This is a genomic window from Coriobacteriia bacterium (assembly GCA_041658765.1).
Lineage (GTDB): Bacteria > Actinomycetota > Coriobacteriia > Anaerosomatales > JBAZZO01 > JBAZZO01.
In genome coordinates this window covers 37,280-51,536 of record JBAZZO010000013.1, presented here as the reverse complement: position 1 = coordinate 51,536, position 14,257 = coordinate 37,280, and the positions used below count along the sequence as shown (strand labels likewise).

Genomic DNA, 14,257 nt, shown 5'->3' with positions numbered 1-14,257 from the left:
ACTCAGAACCGGAAGCGTCGCTGCGAGTGGATCTCGGCGAGCGGGTAGAACGTCCCGCGCCAGAGAACGCCGCCGCGCCTGTGGACAAGCCAGGTGGCGCGAAGGGTCCCGGCGACGAAGAGCAGCGTCCCGAGCGGCCACATCAGCGCCGGCGCGATGCGGCCGGTGTTGATGCGCAGAGCGAGCACGTCGGTCACGGTCGCGACCACGAGCGCGACAGCGCCGAGCGCACGCATCCAGGCCGGGCCGATCGCGAGCGCGAGGAACGGCGAGTACTCCACGGCGAGCAAGACGGCCATGCCGAAGGTGAAACGCCATGGATGGGCGGCGGTCGTGCCGCCGTTCTTCTCGATCCCCCGGAAGAACTCCGCAGCGCTGCGGTAGATCTCGACCCGCGCGATGCCTCGCCCGTCCATCGTCTCGAGTCGTCCGCCCGCGCCCTTGACCATCATCGCGAGGGCCATGTCGTCGGCGGTCTCGAGGCGCAGCCACTCGAAGCCGGGAGTCCGCTCGAACGCGCTGCGCCGCACGAGGTTGAAGGCGCCCGAGCCGAGCGAGGTCTTCCTGCGCGGGTCGCGGATCGCTCTCGGGCTGAGCACGAGCATCATCACACGCAAGAACACAGTCCACACCACGTTCACCAGCAGGTCCTTCGACGCGTACTCGGGAACCAGCGCGAGCATGTCGAGACCGTCCGCCTCCGCGTGCGCGATCGCGCGCCGGAGGCCGCCGCTGGCCACGTAGACGTCGGCGTCGGAGAACAGGAACCACTCGCCGTCGGCCACGGCGACGCCATGCGCGAGGGCGTTGACCTTTCCGAGCCATCCCGCCGGCAGCGTCTCGACACGCACGACACGCACCCGCGGATCCTCGGCCGCGACGCGCGCGGCGATCTCGCCCGTGCCGTCGGTGGAGCGGTCGTCGACGAAGACGACCTCGAGGTCGGGGTAGTCGTCCGCCAGACGCGACCGGAGCGCCGCCTCGCAGTCGGTCGCCTCGTCGCGGGCCGCGACGATCACCGAGACACGTGGCCAGCGCGATGGTTCTTCCGGGACCGCACGAGCGAGAGAGCGCAGCTGCAGCAGGTGAGAGATACCGAAGGCGCCCATGCCGAGCCACAGCGTGCAGCCCGCGGCGACGGCGATCGAGATAGCCACGGTCCCCCTCTCTGCGTCGGTGACTCGATTATACTGGTGCACACGAGGCGGGAGGCTGTCATGTTCAAGGAGTTCAAGGAGTTCGCGATCAAGGGCAATGCTCTTGACCTCGCCATAGGTGTGGTTATCGGTGCGGCATTCGGCGCGATCGTGAACTCGCTGGTCAACGACGTGATCATGCCTCCGATCGGTCTCTTGCTCGGCAAGGTCGACGTCGCGAACCTCTTCGTCGTGCTCCAGAACGGGACGAAGGCGCCGGGTCCGTACGGCTCGCTCGCCGCGGCCAAGGACGCCGGAGCGATCACGCTCAACTACGGCGCGTTCGTCAGCACCATCGTGACCTTCGTCATCGTCACCTTCTCGATCTTCCTCGTCGTCAAGGTGATCAACAGGCTGCGGCGCACGAGGGAGGCGGAGGAGCCGACGACCAAGCCGTGCCCGTTCTGCCTCACGCAGGTCCCGCTCGAGGCGACGCGCTGTCCGGCCTGCACGTCCGAGGTATCGGTATCCTAGGGAGGAGACGCGCATGACCCCGCGTACGAGACGGATCGTGCTCGCATCGATCGCAGTGGTCCTCATCGTCGCCGCGGCCGTGTTCGCGCGCTGGGTCGTCCTCGGCGGGGCGCCGGAGAGCGCGGGGTCCGTCGTCGGCGTGCGACCGGGCTCGGACGCGGAGGGCTCGATCACCGGCTATCACTACCGCACGACGTCGCGCTTCGGAGAGTACGTGACCGTCACGGTCCGCGAGGGCGAGGTCTCGGTCGCGGGATCGCGCGTCTCGACCGGCGTCTACACCCTCTTCATCGGACTGCTCATGGTCATGTGGGCGCTCGCCATAGTCGCGCTCGTGGCGGCGGTGATGTACCGGAGGTGGCGCTGGGCCGGGATCGCGGTCCTTCTGTGCGTCGCGCAGATAGCCGTCGCGTCGCTGATGGCGGGGTCGCTCTGGGAGATGCCCCGCATCGCGGCGTGCAGCGAGCCGGGGACGTTGACGCGAGTCACGTTCCCGACGAGTTCCGTGAAGGACGTCCGCGTCGGCGCCGGATGGTCCCGTCAGGGGATAGGCCTCGTCATCTGGCCGGTGGCGCGGGCCATCGACGGGCTCGCCGCGGGGCGCTGCGTGTCGTTCCTCGCCCCGGACCCGACGACGAAGCGCGACGTCGTCTACGCCGTCCACTGCTACACCGATCTCGAGGCCCAGACGCTGGCCTCGGTGCTGCGTCCCGGGACGAAGTGAGCGCTGTCCCGGTCGCGCTGCGCGAGACTTGCCGTGTCGTCGCAGGGGCGGTGCCCCTGTGGCCGTGGCACCGGGCGAGGCTCGCGGCCGGCGGGTGCGCTGAAGAGACACTCGCGCTCGTGGACGAGGCCGTCGCCGCCGCGGCCGGCGGGGCCGGCGGGGAGGGCTCGAGCCGGATGCGCCTGTCGGTCACGGTCGGCGCCGACGGGACGATCGAGACGGCGGTCTCGCGCCGCCTCTCCTCGCTCGACGTGCCGGGCGGACCCGTGCCGGTGCTCGTGCGCGTCGACGTTCCCGCGGAGTTGCCGCCGGGCGCGGCGAAGCCCGCCGACCGCGCGCCGTGGGACGCCGCGCAGCGGGCGGCGGGAGCGGCCGGCGGCCACCAGGCGGTGATCGTCGGCCCCGACGGTCTGGTCATCGACGGCGGCAGTGCGACGGTATGGGCGGTCCTGGGCGGCGTCGCACGCACGCCGCCGTCGCCGCCCGCGGTCGCCGGGGTCGCCCGCGCCCTCCTTCTCGAGAAGGCCCCGGGTCTCGGTGTCGAGGTCGAGGTCGGGCCGTTGAGCGCGGAGGAACTCGACTCCGCGAGCGAGGTCTTCTTCACGAACGCGTTCGGCGGGGCCGTCGCGGCCCGCGGACGCGGCGGAGAGGTGCTGCGCGCGTTCGACGGCGCGTTGCGTGCCGTCTGGGGCTAAAGACCTCACACCCGGGATGCCGATAGGGTGGCGACGGAAGGGAGCCCGCCATGCCCGAGACGCCCTGGTACAAGCGAGTGTTCGTCCACAACGGCAGCTTCGTCACCCTCGCCGACCTCGCGCCCGAGTCGGTCCACGGCGGCGGGCGGCTCGTCTACAACTCGAACCACGGGTGCCTCTTCGTGCAGCCCGAGCACGCGCGTCCTTTGAGTCTCCGCAGCGGTATCATGCGCGGCACGCCGCGCGACTGCGTCGAGCTCGACGCGCAAGGCGTCGAAGAGCTCGACAGCCGGGCACTGCTCGCGTGGCGCAACGATCGCTCCCGCTCGTGGGTCGAGCGCTGGCGCCTTCGCCACGAGCGCGCCTGAACCGACGCAAGGAGCCACGATGGACCCGAGACTCGTCCCGCTGGGAGGACTCTTCCTCTTCCTGGTGCTGCTCTTTCAGTTCCTCGTCGGCAAGCGGGTGATCCACTTCAAGGGTCCGCTGCACATGAAGGTGCATCGCGGTGTGGCCTGGGCGCTGCTGATAGCGGCGCCGCTGCACGGCCTCGCGGCGACGAGCGTCTTCTTGGGTTGGCCTTTCAGGCTCTGAAGGCCCTTCCACCGCCTTACCGCTACGCCCCGCTTCCCCTACAATGGGAGCCGTCCCGACAAGCCCCGAAAGGACGGCTGCGGCGTGGAGCAGGCGATGATGAGGCCGGACGCGCAAGGCAAGGTGCGCGACCTCTACGACCTCGGTGACGAGCTCCTCATCGTCGCGACCGATCGGCTCAGCGCTTTCGACGTCGTGCTCCCCGACCCGATCCCGCACAAGGGGGAGGTCCTCACCAGGCTCTCCCTGTACTGGCTCGATCTCCTCTCCGGCATCGTGGCGAACCACCTGGTCTCGGCCGACGTCGCCGACTTCCCCGAGCCGTTCCGCTCGCACGCGGACGAGCTGCGCGGCCGGTCGATGCTCGTGAGGAAGGCGTCGGTCTTCCCGGTCGAGTGCATCGTGCGAGGCTATCTCGCGGGCTCCGGCTGGGCCGAGTACCGTCGCGCCGGGACGGTGTGCGGCGTCGAACTCCCCCCCGGCCTGCGCGAGTCCGACAGGCTGCCCGAGCCGATGTTCACGCCGTCCACCAAAGCCGAGCTCGGGACGCACGACGAGAACATCTCCTTCGAGCGGATGGCCGCCATCGTCGGCGACGGGCACGCCGAGGCGCTACGGTCGACGGCGCTGGCGGTCTACGGCGCCGCGCGCGACCACGCAGCGGAGAGGGGCATCGTCATCGCCGACACGAAGTTCGAGTTCGGGCTCGTCGACGGCGTGCTCACCCTCGTCGACGAGGTCCTCACCCCCGATTCGTCCCGTTTCTGGCCGGCCGACGCCTACGAGCCCGGTCACGGTCAGCCTTCCTTCGACAAGCAGTACGTGCGCGATCAGCTCGAGGCGAGCGGTTGGGACAAGACGCCTCCAGCGCCGACGCTTCCAGCCGACGTGATCGCGCGCACGAGCGAGAAGTACGTGCAGGCCTTCGAACTGATCACCGGCAGCACCTTCGTGCCGGAAGGGACGTGAGGGAGTGGCTCGCCGCAGCCCGTTCAACGCGCGCTACACGGAGCCCGGCAAGAAGGGCGGTTCGACGAGGAAGAGCGCGAGCTCGATGAAGCCGAAGCGCGCCGCCGGCGAGGTGGCGGGCCGGAAGTCGGCGACCGCGAAGCCGGCCGTCAAGCGCAAGCCGTGGCAGCTTCCTTCGAGCCCGGAGATCAAGAAGTGGCGCCGCGTATGGTGGGTGTTCATGGGCGTGGCCATCCTCTCGGCGGCTTCGATCCTCGTACCTCCGGTGAAGGGCTCTACCGACCTGCAGCGCATCTCTCTCGCGATCGAGGTGAGCGGGCTCGCCGCCGCGCTCTACATCGACTTCGCCATCGTCCGGAAGCTGCGCAAGGAGCTGATCGCGGGCGCGAAGAGCGGCAAGAAGGTCGGCGCTTCGGGCACTGGAAAGGACGCGTGAGCGATGGCGAGGTATGAGGTCTTCGTGACGTACAAGCACGGCATCTTCGATCCGCCCGGCGCCACAGCGGAGCGCGCGCTCGTGAACCTGGGCTACTCCGAGGTCTCTTCGGTGAGGATCGGCAAGTACATACGCATCGAGGTGGCCGACGCCACGTCCGAGGCGCGGGTGCGCGAGATGTGCGAGAAGCTGCTGGCCAACCCCGTCATCGAGGATTTCCGCATCGAGACCGCCGAGGAGGTCTAGCGCATGCGCTTCGGCGTCGTGATCTTCCCGGGTTCCAACTGCGAGCAGGACGTCGTGCACGCCGCGCACATGCTCGGCTTCGAAGCCGAGTACGTGTGGCACGGCGACACGGACCTCTCCGGGTTCGACGCGGTCGTCCTTCCCGGCGGCTTCTCGTACGGCGACTACATCCGCTGCGGGGCGGTCGCGCGGTTCTCGCCGATCATGGGGGAGGTCGTGCGGTTCGCCGAGCGCGGAGGCCCGGTGCTCGGCATCTGCAACGGTTTCCAGATACTCGCCGAGGCGCACCTGCTGCCTGGGGCGCTCCTGCGAAACGTCGGCCTGAAGTTCCTCTGCCGCCCGGTGCGCCTGCGCGTCGAGCGCAGCGCGTGCGAGTGGCTCGACCTCGAGCCGGGAACGCTGCTAACCATCCCGATCAACCACAACGAAGGCAACTTCATCTGCGACGAGCAGACGCTGGCGCGACTCGAGGCGAACGGGCAGGTCGTGCTCCGCTACTGCGAGGACGACGGCAGCGTGTCGCCGGAGTCGGCGCCCAACGGCGCGCTCGACTCGATCGCGGGGATCTGCAACGAGCGCGGGAACGTCTTCGGGCTGATGCCGCACCCCGAGCGCGCGTGCGACCCGCTCGCGAACGGCACCGACGGGCGCCCCTTCTTCACCAGCATCGCGAAGCGCCTCGCACAGGTGGCGGGGTAGCCCGTCCGCATCCCTGCGGCCGAAGCGGCGTGGTGCTACTGTTCGGCCATGGAGTGGAAGCGCGTCTTCACCGCGGGGCAGGGTTACCCCTTCGCGATCGCCGCCGTCCTGGTGTCGGTCGCCGCGCTCGTGCCGTTCAGGTCCCTCTTGGCTCCGACGACGTTCATGCTGCTGTGCGTCCCCGTCATCGTCACCGTCGGGAGCCTGTCCGGTGTCCGGGCCTCCGCGACGGCTGCGATCATCGCCTTCCTCCTGCTCGACTTCCTCTTCGTCCCGCCCTACCACCGGCTGACTGTCGCCTCGCTGCCGGAGTGGCTCGCGCTCGTGGTCTTCCTCATCGTCGCACTCGTGTCGGGGCAGCAGACGGCGCGGCTGAGGGAGCGCGAGCAGGCCGCCGTCCGCCGTCAGGCGGAACTCGAGCTGCTCAACGGTCTCACCTTCCGCATCGCCTCCGAGAAGTCGGCGCGCTCGACGGGAGAGTTCATCGTGAGCCAGGTGACCGGTGTGCTCGGGGCCGAACGCGCCGCGCTCTACGTCGGCGATGGGGGCGGTCCCACGCTCCTTGCGGAAGCGGGGCGTTCCGCCGGCTCGGGCGACGAGACGTCGTTCGTCGACTGGGTGATGCGGACGAACAAGGCGATAGGGCTCGTGCCGGTCGGCGGACTCTCTGCCGAGCGGCCTCCCGCGTCCGTTCCTGTCGACGAGGCGGTGCCCGACCTCGTGGCCGACGGCGTCTACGTGCCGCTGCAGACGGCCGAGAGCATCGAGGGCGTCCTGTACGCCCGGAAGCTCCCGGGGCCGCTCGATCAGGCGGCGCACGAGCCGGACCTTCTCGTCGCGATAGCCAACCTCGCGGCCGCGTCGCTGTCTCGTAGACGTCTCGAGGAGGAGGCCGCGCACGCATCGGCCCTGCGCGAGGCGGACAGGCTTCGATCCACCCTCGTGTCCTCTGTGTCGCACGAGCTCAAGACGCCCCTGGCCGCGGCGACCGCCCGGGTCACCGGGCTCGTCGACGAGGGCGCGGACTGCTCGGCCGAGCGCGTGCGGGACGAGCTCGTCGCCGTCGCCGACGACCTCGAGCGGCTGAACGCGTCGATCGGCGACCTGCTCGACCTCTCCCGGCTCGAGTCCGAGTCGTGGCGCCCCCAGTTCGAGGACCACGAGGTGAGCGACGTGCTGGGCACGGTCCTGTCCCGTATCCCTGCCGGCCAGCGGTCGCGTCTCCGCTTCGAGCTCGCTCCCGATCTTCCGGCGATCCACGTCGATTTCGCGCAGATAGCGCGAACGATGCACAATCTCGTGGAGAACGCTCTCGCGTACTCACCGGCGACGGAGCCGGTCACGGTCGGCTCGCGAGTGGTCGGTGACGAGATACGCATGTGGATCCAGGATGACGGCCCGGGTGTGAGTGACGCCGAGAAGTCGAGGGTCTTCGAGAAGTTCTACCGCGGTGAAGCCGCCGCGGCCGCGCCGGCCGGCACGGGTCTGGGCCTGGCGATAGCGCGCGAGATAGTCCGCAGCCATGGCGGACGCGTGTGGGTCGAGGACGCCGAGCCGACGGGCGCTCGCTTCGTCGTGTCGCTCCCCTTCACCCATCCCGTCTCGAGTGGAGGTTCCTGATGGGTGCACCGGAGCGGCCGATCCGCGTGCTCGTCGTCGACGACGAGGAACAGATCCGCCGCGCACTCCGTTCGATACTCCAGGCCCGCGATTACGAGGTCGATCTCGCCGAGACGGCCGAAGCGGCGCTCGCGCTGACCGCCGAGCGCACCCCGGACATCGTGATCCTCGATCTCACCCTTCCGGGCATGAGCGGCTTCGAGGCATGCCGGCGACTGCGTGAGTGGTACACGGGTCCCATCCTCGTCCTATCCGTCCGCAACGCGGACGACGACAAGATCGCTGCGCTCGACCTCGGCGCCGACGATTACCTCACGAAGCCGTTCTCCACGGGCGAGCTCCTCGCCCGGCTGCGTGCGCTGCTGCGGCGTGCCGGCGGTGCGGACGCCTCCGCGAAGGAGTTCCGCTCGGACGACATCGCGATCGACTTCGCGAAGCGGACGGTGACCGTCCGTGGCGGGCAGGTGCACCTCACGCGTATCGAGTTCGACATCCTCGAGATGCTCGCCCGCAACGCGGGAAGGGTGGTCACGGCGAACATGCTCCAGGATCACGTCTGGGGGCCGGAGTACGTCGGCGACACGCAGGCGTTGCGCGTCCACATCTCTCACCTGCGTCGCAAGATCGAGGTCCCGGGCGACGTGCCGCGCTTGATAGTCACCGAGCCCGGCGTCGGGTTCCGCTTCGCCGATCGCGAGTAAGGCCACTCAGCCGGATATTTCACGCATTCTTCACGCTGTGAGCCTTCTCCTTCACGCGAACAGCACACCCGAGGCGAGATACTTGTCCGCGTGCTGTGTCTCGGGGCGGGAGACGGAGAAACGCCATGTGGATGTTCGCGGACATCGTCGCGGTAGCGGGCGCGGGAGCGTTCCTGTGTCTGTGCGCCGCTTACGTGCACCTCGCCGAGCGGATGGTCTCGGACCGGTGAACGTCGAGGACGTCGTCGTCGGCGTCGTGGCTCTCGGCGTGCTCGCGTACCTGCTCTGGGCCCTCGTCAATCCCGAGCGTCTGTGATCGGCGCGATGCCCGCCGCCGATCTCGTGCAACTCCTCCTGTTCGTCGGGCTCGTCGCCGCGGCGGCGGTGCCGGTAGGCTCGTATCTCCATCGCGTCTACGGCGCAGAGAGGACGTTCCTGCATCCGGCCCTCGGGTGGCTTGAGAGAGCCGTGTACCGGTTCGCGGGCGTCGACAGCAGCGGGGAGATGACCTGGGTCGCATATGCGGGCTCGGTCCTGATCTTCTCGTTCGCATGCTTCGTCGGCCTCTTCGTGCTCCTGAGGATCCAGGGGATGCTTCCTTTGAACCCGGCGCACGTCTCGGGGATGTCGAGCGTGCTCGCCTTCAACACTGCGATCGCCTTCGTCACGAACACCGACTGGCAGGCATATGCCGGCGAGTCGGGCGCCAGCTACCTGACGCAGATGCTCGGGCTGACGTGGCAGAATTTCGTCTCGGCGGGTGTCGGCCTCTCGGTCGCCGTCGCGTTCGCTCGCGGGCTCACCCGCAAGGGCCGCAAGGGCATCGGCAACTTCTGGGTCGACCTCACGCGGTCGTGCCTCTATGTGCTCCTTCCGTTCGCATTCGTCCTCGCGGTCGTGCTCGCGTCGCAGGGGGTCGTCCAGAACCTCGGCCCCTGGACGCACGTCACGACGCTGGAGGGCGCGCGGCAGACGATCGCCCAGGGTCCGGTCGCATCCCAGGAGGCGATCAAGGAACTCGGCACGAACGGCGGGGGCTTCTTCAACGCGAACTCGGCGCACCCGTTCGAGAACCCCACGCCGCTGACGAATTTCCTCGAGGCTTTCGCGATCCTGCTCCTACCCGCGGGTCTGACGCACCTCTTCGGGAAGATGGCCGGAGACGTGCGTCAGGGCCGGGTGCTCCTGGCGGCGATGCTCGTCCTGTTCGTCATCGGACTCGGCGTGGTCTACGGCAGCGAGCGCGCCGGGAACCCGAACCTGACGCGTGCCGGAGCCGACCTGACGGCCTCGATCGGAAGACCGGGCGGGAACATGGAGGGCAAGGAGGTCCGCTTCGGGATCGCCGGGAGCGCCATCTTCGTCAACTCGACGACCGCCGCCTCGTGCGGCGCGGTCGACGCGGCTCACGACAGCCTCACGCCGCTCGCGGGGGGCATGGCGATGCTCAACATCGTCCTCGGCGAGATCGTGTTCGGGGGTGTGGGCTCGGGGCTCTACGGGATGCTCGTCTTCGCGATCATCGCGGTCTTCATCGCCGGTCTCATGGTGGGCAGGACGCCGGAGTATCTCGGCAAGAAGATCGGGCCCGTCGAGATGAAGCTCGCGATGTTCGCCCTGCTCGCGCTCGAAGCGGGAGTCCTCGTCATCGCGGGCATCGGCGCCGTCTACGGCCCTGCGCTCGCATCGGTCGCCAACGCCGGCCCGCACGGTCTGTCCGAGATCCTGTACGCGGCTTCCTCGGCGGTGGGCAACAACGGGTCCGCGTTCGCCGGGCTCGCCGCGGACACCCCGTTCTGGGACATCGGGCTCGGGATCGGCATGCTCGTGGGCCGCTTCCTCTTCATCATCCCGGTGCTCGCCATCGCCGGCTCGATGGCTTCGAAGAAGACCACGCCGCCGACGTCGGGCACGTTCCCGACGAACGGCGCGCTGTTCGTCGGGTTGCTCGTCGGCGTGATCGTGATCGTCGGGGCGCTCACGTTCTTCCCGGTCTTCGCGCTCGGTCCGGTCCTCGAGCACGCGCTCATGCTCGCCGGCGGGACGTTCTGAGGTGGCGGGATGACGGACACGAGACTCACGGATGCGCACGAGAGGCGCGACAAGGGTTCGCGCCGAGTCGCCGCGGCAGACCCGCGACTCGTCATGCGGGCGGCCCTCGATGCGTTCGTCAAGCTCGACCCCCGGAAGATGTACCGCAACCCCGTCATGTTCGTCGTCGAGATCGGGAGCGTCATCACCACGTACTACGCGGTGAAGGCGTCCCTGGCGCGCTCGGACGAGGCGAGGCTGTTCGTCGCGATAGCCGCGTGGCTGTGGTTCACTGCGTTCTTCGCGAACCTCGCCGAGGCGATGGCGGAAGGACGCGGCAAGGCCCAGGCGGACGCGCTGCGCGCGATGAAGACCGACACGATGGCGGACCTGCTCGTCGACGGGAGTATCGAGAGCGTACCCGCTTCGCAGCTGCGCCGGGACGACGTGGTCGTGATCGTGGCGGGCGGGATCGTCCCCGGCGACGGCGACGTCATCGAGGGCATCGCGTCGGTGGACGAATCGGCGATCACCGGCGAGTCGGCCCCGGTCATCCGCGAGAGCGGCGGCGATCGTTCGGCGGTCACCGGGGGCACGAAGGTGCTCTCGGACCGCATCGTCGTGCGCATCACCTCGGACCCGGGCAAGACTTTCCTCGACCGCATGATCGCGCTGGTCGAGGGAGCGAGCCGTCAGAAGACGCCGAACGAGATCGCGCTGGACATCCTGCTCATCGTGCTCACGATCATCTTCTTGCTCGTGGTGATGACGCTCGAATCGTTCGCCGTCTACTCGGGCGTCGCGGTTCCCGTGAGCGTACTGATCGCGCTGCTCGTGTGTCTCATCCCGACCACCATCGGCGGCCTGCTCTCCGCCATCGGGATCGCCGGCATGGACCGACTCGTCCAGCGCAACGTGCTCGCGGTGTCCGGCCGCGCGGTCGAGGCGGCGGGCGACGTCGACACGCTGCTGCTCGACAAGACCGGCACGATCACGTTCGGGAACCGGCAGGCCGCCGAGTTCCTGCCCGTCGAGGGGGTCGCCGAACAGGATCTCGCCGACGCGGCGCAACTCGCGTCGCTGTCCGACGAGACGCCGGAGGGCCGCTCCATCGTGGTGCTCGCCAAGCGGTTCGGCATCCGGGAGCGGCATCTCAATCCCGAGACCACGTCTTTCGTCCCATTCAGCGCCTCGACACGCATGAGCGGCGTGGACGTCGATGGCCGGTGCATCCGCAAGGGCGCCGCCGATGCCGTCGAAGCGTGGGTCGAATCCGTCGGAGGCACGCCCCCCGCGGATCTCGAGGACCTTGTCCGCTCCGTCTCGGAGCGGGGCGGGACGCCTCTCGTGGTGGCGACCGACGATCGGGCCCTGGGCGTGGTGCATCTCAAGGACATCGTGAAGGGTGGGATCCGGGAGCGCTTCGAGCAGTTGCGGGCGATGGGCATCCGCACCGTCATGATCACCGGCGACAACCCGATCACCGCCGCGGTCATCGCCAAAGAGGCGGGGGTGGACGACTTCCTCGCCCAGGCCACGCCCGAGACGAAGATGGAGCTCATCCGGAAGGAGCAGGCCAGCGGGAAGCTCGTCGCGATGACCGGCGACGGCACGAACGACGCTCCGGCGCTGGCGCAGGCGGACGTCGGCGTCGCGATGAACAGCGGGACGAGCGCTGCGAAGGAAGCCGGCAACATGGTCGACCTGGATTCCGACCCGACGAAGCTCATCGAGATCGTAGCCATCGGCAAGCAGCTCCTGATGACCCGCGGCTCGCTCACCACGTTCTCCATCGCCAACGACGTCGCCAAGTACTTCGCGATCATCCCCGCGATGTTCATGGTCGGCCAACCGGCGCTGCGGCCGCTCAACGTCATGGGGCTTCATTCGCCGGAGAGCGCGATACTCTCGGCGGTCGTCTTCAACGCGCTGATCATCGTCGCACTCATCCCGCTCGCGCTGCGCGGTGTCGAGTACCGGCCCGTCGGGGCGGCGGCGCTGCTGAGGCGCAACCTGCTCGTCTACGGCGCCGGCGGCATCGTCTTGCCTTTCGTCGGCATCAAGCTAATCGACATGGTCCTCGTGGCTCTCAGGTTCACGGGTTAGGAGGCGACGTGAAACGGACATCCTGGGTCGCGATACGCATGGCCTTCATCACGCTGCTCATCACCGGCGTGGTCTATCCGCTCGCGGTATCCGGCGTCGTCTCGTTCGCCTTTCCGCGTCAGGCCGCCGGGAGCTTGATCGTCATCCACGGCAGGGTGGTCGGCTCGAAGCTCATCGGCCAGCCGTTCGTGTCGGACAGGTATTTCCATCCGCGGCCGTCGTCGGCTGGCGCGGGCTACGACGCGGGCGCGTCGGGCGCGTCGAACCTCGGGCCGACGAGCGAGGCGCTCGTCTCGGCCGTCGCGTCGCGCGTGCGCGAGGTCCGACGCGACGAGCCGGGCTCGAAGGCGGGCAGGGTGCCGGTGGACCTCGTGACGGCGTCCGCCAGCGGTCTGGATCCGGACATCTCGCCCGACTCCGCGTACCTGCAGGTTCCGCGGGTGGCGGCGGCGCGCGGGCTGGCGGCCGAGAGCGTGCGCCGGCTCGTGGCGCGTCACGTCGCCGGCAGGCAGCTCGGCTTCATCGGAGAACCGCGGGTGAACGTCCTCGAGCTCAACCTCGCCCTCGACGCGCTATCCTCACAGTAGCGGTGTCCGACACGAGAGAAGGCGGTCCGGTGGACGGTCCCGCGGTGCCATATCCCCGTCAGCGTGGCTGCCACAAGATCTTCCTCGGCTACGCCGCGGGCGTCGGGAAGACGTACACGATGCTCGCCGAGGCGCAGCGCCGCCACTCGCGCGGGGAGGACGTCGTCATCGGCTTCGTCGAGCCGCATCGGCGCCCGGAGACGATAGCACTTGCCGAGGGTCTCGAGCTGGTGCCGACGAAGCGTATCGACTACCGCGGGGCGGTGCTCGAGGAGCTCGACACCGACGCCGTCCTGGCGAGACATCCCGGTTGGGTGCTCGTCGACGAGCTCGCGCACACCAACGCCCCCGGGACGCGTCACGAGAAGCGGTGGCAGTCGGTCGAGGAGATCCTCGACGCCGGCATCAACGTGATCTCCACCGTGAACGTCCAGCACTTCGAGAGCCTCAACGACGTGGTCGCGCAGATCACCGGCGTCTGCGTTCGGGAGACCGTGCCCGACCGCATCCTCGACGCCGCCGACGAGGTAGTCCTCGTCGACATCACGCCTGAGGCGCTCATCAACCGGCTCAAGCGCGGCGTCATCTACGAGGCGGGGAAGGTCGAGCAGGCGCTCGCGAACTTCTTCCGGCGGGGGAACCTCGTCGCGTTGCGGGAGCTCGCGCTGCGCAAGACCGCCGACGAGGTCGACGACGACCTTGACGAGTTCATCGCCACGCACGACGTGGACAAGACCTGGGGCGCCGTCGACCGCGTGCTCGTCGCCGTGACGCCGCGTCCCGCCGGCGCCAAGCTCGTGCGAAGAGGCTACCAGCTCGTCCACCGTCTCAGCGGCGAGCTGACGGTGGTCAGCGTCCGCCCGCCCGCCGTCCTCCTGTCGGCCGCTGAGGAGCGGGCCCTCGAGGAGCTGCGCGCTCTGACGGAGCAGCTCGGGGGAGCTTTCGTCAGCCTCGCGGGAGAGAACGTCGCCGGCGAGCTCATCGACTTCGCCCGGGCGCACCAGATCACGTTCATCGTCATGGGCCAGTCCGTGCGCAGCCGCAGGGAAGAGATACTGCATGGCTCGATCGTCACGCGCATCATGCGCGAGACGCGCAACATCGACGTCGTCATCGTCTCGGGTGGCGACGACCCACGGGCCGTGGGGTGACGTGACGGCGGTGTTTCCGCCCACACGC

At 69.0% G+C, this 14,257-nt stretch carries 17 protein-coding genes; 16 read left to right on the top strand and 1 reads right to left on the bottom strand.

Features of this window, described 5'->3' with window-relative positions:
* Positions 1–2: 2 nt before the first annotated feature.
* Positions 3–1,157, bottom strand: a complete 1,155-nt coding sequence (locus tag WC971_08440) for a glycosyltransferase family 2 protein (GenBank protein ID MFA5844838.1) — start codon at positions 1,155–1,157, stop codon at positions 3–5.
* A 60-nt stretch (positions 1,158–1,217) separates the two neighbouring features.
* On the opposite strand from WC971_08440, the gene mscL reads away from it, so the two are divergent.
* The 16 genes from mscL (at position 1,218) to WC971_08360 (ending at position 14,229) form a co-directional block, all read left to right on the top strand.
* On the top strand, positions 1,218–1,670 hold the full coding sequence (gene mscL, locus WC971_08435; GenBank protein ID MFA5844837.1) for a large-conductance mechanosensitive channel protein MscL: 453 nt from the start codon (positions 1,218–1,220) through the stop codon (positions 1,668–1,670).
* Positions 1,671–1,683: 13 nt separating this feature from the next.
* Positions 1,684–2,394, top strand: coding sequence for a hypothetical protein (locus WC971_08430; GenBank protein MFA5844836.1), 711 nt, complete (start codon positions 1,684–1,686; stop codon positions 2,392–2,394).
* Positions 2,391–3,089 carry an aminotransferase class IV gene (locus WC971_08425; GenBank protein MFA5844835.1) on the top strand — a complete coding sequence of 233 codons (699 nt, stop codon included), beginning with the start codon at positions 2,391–2,393 and terminating at the stop codon, positions 3,087–3,089. Before WC971_08430 ends, WC971_08425 begins: the two co-directional genes overlap by 4 nt.
* A gap of 50 nt (positions 3,090–3,139) precedes the next feature.
* A complete protein-coding gene (locus WC971_08420; GenBank protein ID MFA5844834.1) occupies positions 3,140–3,457 on the top strand; it encodes a hypothetical protein in 318 nt (105 codons plus the stop codon).
* A 19-nt stretch (positions 3,458–3,476) separates the two neighbouring features.
* Positions 3,477–3,683 carry a hypothetical protein gene (locus WC971_08415; GenBank protein MFA5844833.1) on the top strand — a complete coding sequence of 69 codons (207 nt, stop codon included), beginning with the start codon at positions 3,477–3,479 and terminating at the stop codon, positions 3,681–3,683.
* Between the two features lie 96 nt (positions 3,684–3,779).
* Positions 3,780–4,652: a phosphoribosylaminoimidazolesuccinocarboxamide synthase gene (locus WC971_08410; GenBank protein MFA5844832.1), complete on the top strand. Its 873-nt coding sequence runs from the start codon at positions 3,780–3,782 to the stop codon at positions 4,650–4,652.
* A gap of 4 nt (positions 4,653–4,656) precedes the next feature.
* Entirely contained in the window at positions 4,657–5,088 is a 432-nt protein-coding gene (locus WC971_08405) for a hypothetical protein (GenBank protein ID MFA5844831.1), read from the top strand.
* Between the two features lie 3 nt (positions 5,089–5,091).
* Positions 5,092–5,334 (top strand): phosphoribosylformylglycinamidine synthase subunit PurS, encoded by a 243-nt coding sequence (gene purS, locus WC971_08400; protein ID MFA5844830.1) that lies wholly within the window; start codon positions 5,092–5,094, stop codon positions 5,332–5,334.
* A gap of 3 nt (positions 5,335–5,337) precedes the next feature.
* Positions 5,338–6,033, top strand: coding sequence for a phosphoribosylformylglycinamidine synthase subunit PurQ (gene purQ / locus WC971_08395; GenBank protein ID MFA5844829.1), 696 nt, complete (start codon positions 5,338–5,340; stop codon positions 6,031–6,033).
* A 48-nt stretch (positions 6,034–6,081) separates the two neighbouring features.
* The gene (locus tag WC971_08390; GenBank protein ID MFA5844828.1) at positions 6,082–7,653 is read left to right on the top strand and encodes an ATP-binding protein; all 1,572 of its coding nucleotides are present in this window, start codon (positions 6,082–6,084) and stop codon (positions 7,651–7,653) included.
* The gene (locus tag WC971_08385) at positions 7,653–8,354 is read left to right on the top strand and encodes a response regulator transcription factor (protein MFA5844827.1); all 702 of its coding nucleotides are present in this window, start codon (positions 7,653–7,655) and stop codon (positions 8,352–8,354) included. The genes WC971_08390 and WC971_08385 overlap by 1 nt, the downstream gene beginning before the upstream one ends.
* Before the next feature lie 226 nt (positions 8,355–8,580).
* Positions 8,581–8,670 carry a potassium-transporting ATPase subunit F gene (locus WC971_08380; GenBank protein ID MFA5844826.1) on the top strand — a complete coding sequence of 30 codons (90 nt, stop codon included), beginning with the start codon at positions 8,581–8,583 and terminating at the stop codon, positions 8,668–8,670.
* Positions 8,671–8,678: 8 nt separating this feature from the next.
* A complete protein-coding gene (kdpA, locus tag WC971_08375; GenBank protein MFA5844825.1) occupies positions 8,679–10,406 on the top strand; it encodes a potassium-transporting ATPase subunit KdpA in 1,728 nt (575 codons plus the stop codon).
* Between the two features lie 9 nt (positions 10,407–10,415).
* Complete coding sequence (kdpB, locus tag WC971_08370) at positions 10,416–12,491, top strand: potassium-transporting ATPase subunit KdpB (GenBank protein MFA5844824.1); 2,076 nt, start codon at positions 10,416–10,418, stop codon at positions 12,489–12,491.
* Positions 12,492–12,529: 38 nt separating this feature from the next.
* On the top strand, positions 12,530–13,078 hold the full coding sequence (kdpC, locus tag WC971_08365; protein ID MFA5844823.1) for a potassium-transporting ATPase subunit KdpC: 549 nt from the start codon (positions 12,530–12,532) through the stop codon (positions 13,076–13,078).
* Positions 13,079–13,107: 29 nt separating this feature from the next.
* On the top strand, positions 13,108–14,229 hold the full coding sequence (locus WC971_08360) for a universal stress protein (protein ID MFA5844822.1): 1,122 nt from the start codon (positions 13,108–13,110) through the stop codon (positions 14,227–14,229).
* The last annotated feature ends 28 nt before the right edge of the window (positions 14,230–14,257 follow it).